Origin of the sequence: Calothrix rhizosoleniae SC01 (assembly GCF_900185595.1) — a bacterium.
In the GTDB taxonomy this organism is placed as follows: domain Bacteria; phylum Cyanobacteriota; class Cyanobacteriia; order Cyanobacteriales; family Nostocaceae; genus Calothrix_A; species Calothrix_A rhizosoleniae.
Genome location: NZ_FYBH01000299.1, coordinates 1 through 5,647, shown reverse-complemented (window position 1 = coordinate 5,647; position 5,647 = coordinate 1). Strand labels below are relative to the sequence as shown.

At 39.0% G+C, this 5,647-nt stretch carries 5 protein-coding genes; all 5 read right to left on the bottom strand.

Annotated features, from left to right (window positions below; all coding sequences use genetic code 11):
* On the bottom strand, positions 1-295 hold a 295-nt coding region (locus CALSC_RS18035; RefSeq protein WP_407641950.1), incomplete at its 3' end, for an ABC transporter permease.
* Positions 296-1,029: 734 nt separating this feature from the next.
* Positions 1,030-2,529: a family 10 glycosylhydrolase gene (locus CALSC_RS18030; RefSeq protein WP_088242680.1), complete on the bottom strand. Its 1,500-nt coding sequence runs from the start codon at positions 2,527-2,529 to the stop codon at positions 1,030-1,032.
* 1,043 nt (positions 2,530-3,572) lie between these two features.
* Positions 3,573-3,968, bottom strand: a complete 396-nt coding sequence (gene psb27 / locus CALSC_RS18020; protein ID WP_088242678.1) for a photosystem II protein Psb27 — start codon at positions 3,966-3,968, stop codon at positions 3,573-3,575.
* Between the two features lie 200 nt (positions 3,969-4,168).
* A complete protein-coding gene (cofH, locus tag CALSC_RS18015; protein WP_088242677.1) occupies positions 4,169-5,323 on the bottom strand; it encodes a 7,8-didemethyl-8-hydroxy-5-deazariboflavin synthase subunit CofH in 1,155 nt (384 codons plus the stop codon).
* Between the two features lie 18 nt (positions 5,324-5,341).
* The gene (locus CALSC_RS18010; RefSeq protein WP_088242676.1) at positions 5,342-5,539 is read right to left on the bottom strand and encodes a hypothetical protein; all 198 of its coding nucleotides are present in this window, start codon (positions 5,537-5,539) and stop codon (positions 5,342-5,344) included.
* Positions 5,540-5,647: the final 108 nt, after the last annotated feature.

Genomic DNA, 5,647 nt, shown 5'->3' with positions numbered 1-5,647 from the left:
ATAGGGGATTGACAGACTTTATCCCTGCAAATCCTCTGGCTTGATATAGTCTTTGTCGAGGAAAACTTTTGACATGATATACGGTATGAAAATGGGAACTAACTAGAAATAGATCTGCATCTAAGTTTCTATGGGGAGCAGTGGAACTTTCAAATAAAGCACTTTCAAAACCTGTCTGCAAAAATATTAAAATAACTGCGAAAGCAATACCTGCTAATGCAACTACAACCCGGGTTTTACCCTTGATCAATTGTTGCCATGTCAATGGGATTTTACGCAACCATTTCCAGAACATTTACAAGATACTCCTCTGACTTAGGGTTTGGGGAGTGAGAATAAATCAGGATTATTTTTATTAGTATTGATAACGGATGAATTTGGTTTCTGTTTTACTATTCTCAATCAACATTAAAACTATATAGAAAATTTATCTGTGCTACCCGAACAAATATCATAATAAATATTTATATTTTCAATTGAGTAGCATATAATTAAAACATAATATGAAACTAATAAATGATAATTTAGTAACTGATTTATTTAATTTTAAATTTATTTAAAAAATACCAAATAGCTTCTATATATAAGGTTTCTCCTCTGTTAAGAGCTCCCTGCTCCCCTGCCTCTTCGTGACAAAGCCACAAATCTTGGTTATTTTAACTCCTTTGAGAAAAAACAAACCCTCAGTGCTAATCATAGAATTATTTAATTAAATCCAAATCTCATTTTTTACTTCAATAAAATAGTTTTTTCAGACATAAGCAGAAGTCTACATCCAATATCTGGAGGTGCTTCGCCAGTTCTAGCAAACAAAATTATCTATCCCTTAATATACAAACTTTATAATTATTAAAAACTAGGATTACTTGGGATAAGACAGTTTTCTATTCATGAATATTGCCACTACCCAATTTTGGCAGTAAAGCAACTCCTACACTAAGCTACTAGAAGTTGCCTCAAAATCAATTCACTTTCCCCTTTCCCCTTCTCAAACTATTTGTAAATTATTACACTCTGGATGAACAATATTTATCTCGTCCGACAAAATTTGCGATCGCCATCATGTTGAGGATGCTGCCAAGAATAGGCAAAATGACTGACTCCCCTGAGCTTAGGAGCAAATTTACGCAAGGCACGCATTTGTACTTCTAAAGGTGGACGATTACTCATGGAAGCACCCCAATTACCAGCTAAAGCAGGAATCACCTTTGTACCTGGTTTTGCCACCTTCAAAACCCTCTGTACCTGGGGCACTATACAATCGGCGCTACCACAATTAGCATAAGCCATAGGATGCCACTCTAAATTACTGGGAAATCTGTCCCAAGGTTGCAAACGGGAATCATATCCCCTACCTACTGTTTGATTACCGCCAGGAAAGAATACAACTCCGGCGGGAATCCCTCGCTGCTGTGCGGGATAAGCTGCAAGGGCGACAAAATCTAAAATACCCTGCATGGCATGGGCTACTGATAATTGCCACAAATCCCATTGCAATTGTGGTTGCCTATTTTGTGGGGATTGGATGGATTTTTGCCCTTGATTAATAACCCTTCCTTGCCATTGAGCTTCTCCTTCCTGGGGGTAAAGTCGATCTGTTTGCGCCACATCTGCTGCGGTAACATATCCCTTACGTAAAAAGCGGCGAATTAATTCCAATCCCTTATTATTCTGTGCTCGCTCAAATAAAGCTTTTTGTATGGCTTCACTATATAGCCATAAATCTGTAACTTTAGTGGCAATAGAATTTGTTCCTGCTTGTCGGGGGTAGCGTATATAATCAAACAAAATACCATCGGGACGGCGACGTGTAACAGCCTGTACTAATTGGTAATAATCTCGTTTAGCCGTTTGGTTATATGGATCGATAAATACCTGGGAACTATTATCTACCACATAAAGACTGGTTTCTCCCTTACCATTACGAGCGATCGCTGCTTCCCTATCTCGACGCTGGGCATAACTATAACCAAAATTGGTAGTGAACATCCAGGCATATACTTTCAAACCCCTCTCTCGTCCTTTTTGAATGGCTGCGGAGAGCAAATCTACCTTTTCTGCACCTGTTGTCCGGATCACAGAAGGCCAAACTGTAGGATTACTAGCAGCAGGTAATAATACCCGCCCATCATAAAAAACTTCTAAATAAACCTGATTATATCCTTTATCAATAATTTTATCCATAATCTCGTCAATGGCACCCTGTTGGGCATCGCAGGGATATAAGCGCAACCAAAGTGCCTGGACTTGAGGCCAATTGCGATTGCGACATTCTCGCACAGCCTGGGCATGTTGTTGCACTAATTGACGATAACGATTTTGTACCTCTGGATTGCCTTTACGGGCAGCAAGACGTAATCTTTCCTTGGCTTTAACTGCTGCTGAAGATATATGACAATATTGGTTTACTTGTGCTTGGGCTGGCTTGATGTTGATGTTGGGAAATAACCATAGAGTGGTGAATGTCCCTACAAACAATCCTCGCCAAAATAATATTGATTTTAAATAATTTAAGAAATAGTTAGACATACCTACAAATAAAAGGAAAAAAAGATTCCAACCCAATTAACCTTTATCAGGTCAAACTGTATAAAATTGCTTCAGTGAAGCAGAAGGTCAGGTTAACAAGGCTAGCACAAATTACCCTACTCTTGAATAAGGTGGAAGACAAATGTAATTAGATTTTTATAGCCTAATTACAAGATTAAGACTACAAAATACCTGATTCTGTTGCCGTTTTTCAGGAACATTCTCAAATTATTCCAACTTGATGAACCAATTTAGTTGTTGATGATTGCCATTTTATAACGCTACGCGGAAGTAATAAGTAATAAGTAATAAGTTTACTGTTCATAGGTTTGGGCTTCCAACAATGTCCGCGCCCTAATCACGTAGTACTATAATCAAGAATAGGCTGACCGAAAAAGAAAAGAATACAAGCTCCCAAATTTATTTGTGGAAAAATTAGAAATAATTGTGCCGCGATGCATAAGCACTCTTTCTCAATAATTCCTTTCTTGATGTAGTCGCTAATGGGGGAGACCCTCTTTCTGCATGCTACTCTCTACTTCATGTATGGGGTTTCTGCCCTGCTAAGAGCTCCCTGCTCACCTGTCTATTCCTGACTATTGCTATTTAACTGTGCCTACCAAAGTCTATGTTATAAATAATCATTAATTACTGATTTTATTAAGTATGTATGATACGTATGATAGAGAAAATAATCCTATATTTACAGACAGAAATAAGCGTAATTTTTTATACATAAATTATATTTCAAGATGAGCAGGAGAAAAATAAATTCATCTACTCCTCATCCCCTTGTCTCCACTGCTCCCTGCTTCCCAGCCTCTTTGTGATCAGAAGAAGCAGGGGGAAAGGTGCAGGGGGAATGTCCTTTTCCCCTACTGTGAAGCGTAGCTAAACAAGGTTTCAATCCCTCCGAAGTTCTTCTTGGTGGAGAACCCACAAGACCGCACTTCTCTCCGAATTTATTCGTGGAAGTCCCTCTTGTCTCCCCTGCTCCCTGCTCCCTAGCCTCTTTGTGACCCATAACAAGGGAAAGTCAATGTTTAAGAACCGCGTTTAAGTGCAGCTTCAACCCGTTTAAATTGTTGTTCTAGGCGTTTTTTCAGTTTTTCTGGGACTGGACGATTGGGATAAGTAGTGTAATGTCCAGCCAGGGAGTTTAGAGCTGTACGCATAGTAGTGAAAGAAGCAAGGTTGGAAACCGAATTATTGCGCTGATAACGAGCTGCAAAGGTTTTAATTTGTTGACGTGCTTCTTTTTGAAGTTCTATTCTATCTGGGGCATCTTTTGGTAGTTCTATGACATTTTTTAAATTATTTAGAACATCTAAAGTGTCTTGGCGATAATCCCCGGTTAAACCATCTCGACTAGCAAAACCTGTTAAGCCAATGAATGCCACTAAAATCAGGGCTAGTAGGCGTGACCAATTGCGCTTCATAAGCATGAAATGAAAACAATACCTAAATCAACGTCCATCCTATCTTGTATTGGTATCTCAAGGAACAGTGGTGATGGATTAATAGGTAAAAAGGGAAGAAAGGGAAGGAGGGAAGGAGGGAAGGAATTAAATACTCCTAACTGTCAATCAACAACTAACAACTAACAACCATCACTCCCCTCTTCCACAGGATTGATGCTCTAGGCGGACATAATATTAGCCAATACTGGTCGATAAAGGGTATCCCTTTGTTGGTAAGGTCTTTGTAAAGATGCGATCGCAGTTTGTAAGTTGGATACTTCCATACAAGTACCACCAATAGCTCCAGCCATACTGGTAATATGTTCTTCCATCAATGTGCCCCCAATATCATTGCAACCCCACCTCAAAGCTTCTGTAGCTCCCGTTAATCCTAGTTTTACCCAGCTTGGTTGATGGTTAGTAATCCAATTTCCCAGAAAAATCCGCGCAACAGCTGTTAATAGGAGGGCATCTGTTAATACTGGTTGCTCCCGTCCAACTCTTTTACGTAAGAGTTTGGGAGCTTCTTTTCCGACAAATGGTAATAGAATAAATTCTGTAATCCTACCTGAATATCCTTGATTAATGGCAGTTTGTTGGAGCGATCGCAATTTTTCTAAATGACTAATTTGTTGCTGTGGTGTCTCGATGTGTCCTGACAACATAGTACTGGTAGTGGGTAAACCCAATTTATGTGCCGTACCAACAATTTCTAACCAAGTTGCAGCATTAATCTTTTCTGGGCAGAGAATCCGACGCACATCATCGTCTAAAATTTCTGCGGCGGTTCCTGGCATGGAATTCACACCAGCATCTTGTAAAGCTGCAATCACTTGAGTGTAGCTCAATCCATCTTCACGGGCAATAAATTGGATTTCTTGGGGAGAGAAACCATGAAGGTGTAGTTGAGGATACTCTTGCTTAATTGTTTCTACTAACTTAATGTAATAAGCCAGAGATTGACCATTGATTTTGGCTTTCAGGTTTAATCCACCTTGCATACAAATTTCTGTAGCATCTCGTTTGACTGCATCTGTAGTCTTTTTTATGATTTGTGCCCAATCTAACCAGTAAACACCATCTTCCCCTTCGTCTCGACGGAATGCACAAAAACTACAATGTTGTTCGCAAATGTTGGTAAAGTTTATATTACGGTTGATAACATAGGTGACAGTATCGCCAGCTTGTTGCTTGCGGAGGTAATCAGCAGTCTTACGAATGGCGCTAATATTTGCAGAATCAGTCTGTTGTAATAAGAGTAGTCCTTCTGAGGGAGATAAGTCATACCCCATCAAGGCACGATCAAGAATACTATCAACGAATTTATCAATCACAGTCAACCAAAAGTTATTTCAAAATCTGCTTTTGATTGTGGCATATGTGAGGGTAATAATCATGGGGACAATAATTGCAACAATAATTGTTAATCCTGTTCTGCCGAACTTAATTTTTTGATCATCCGTTTTGAGAATGGCTATCACACCTGCGATTCCCATCAACACCCATATACTTGCAACAATGCTAAAAATCACAAATGCTGATTCATTCATATTATTATTTATGACCAAAGAGTAAAAGGATACAAGCACTTAAATTTATTTATAGACAGATAAGAAACAATTATGCCGCGATGCATAAGCACTCTTTCGCAATAATTC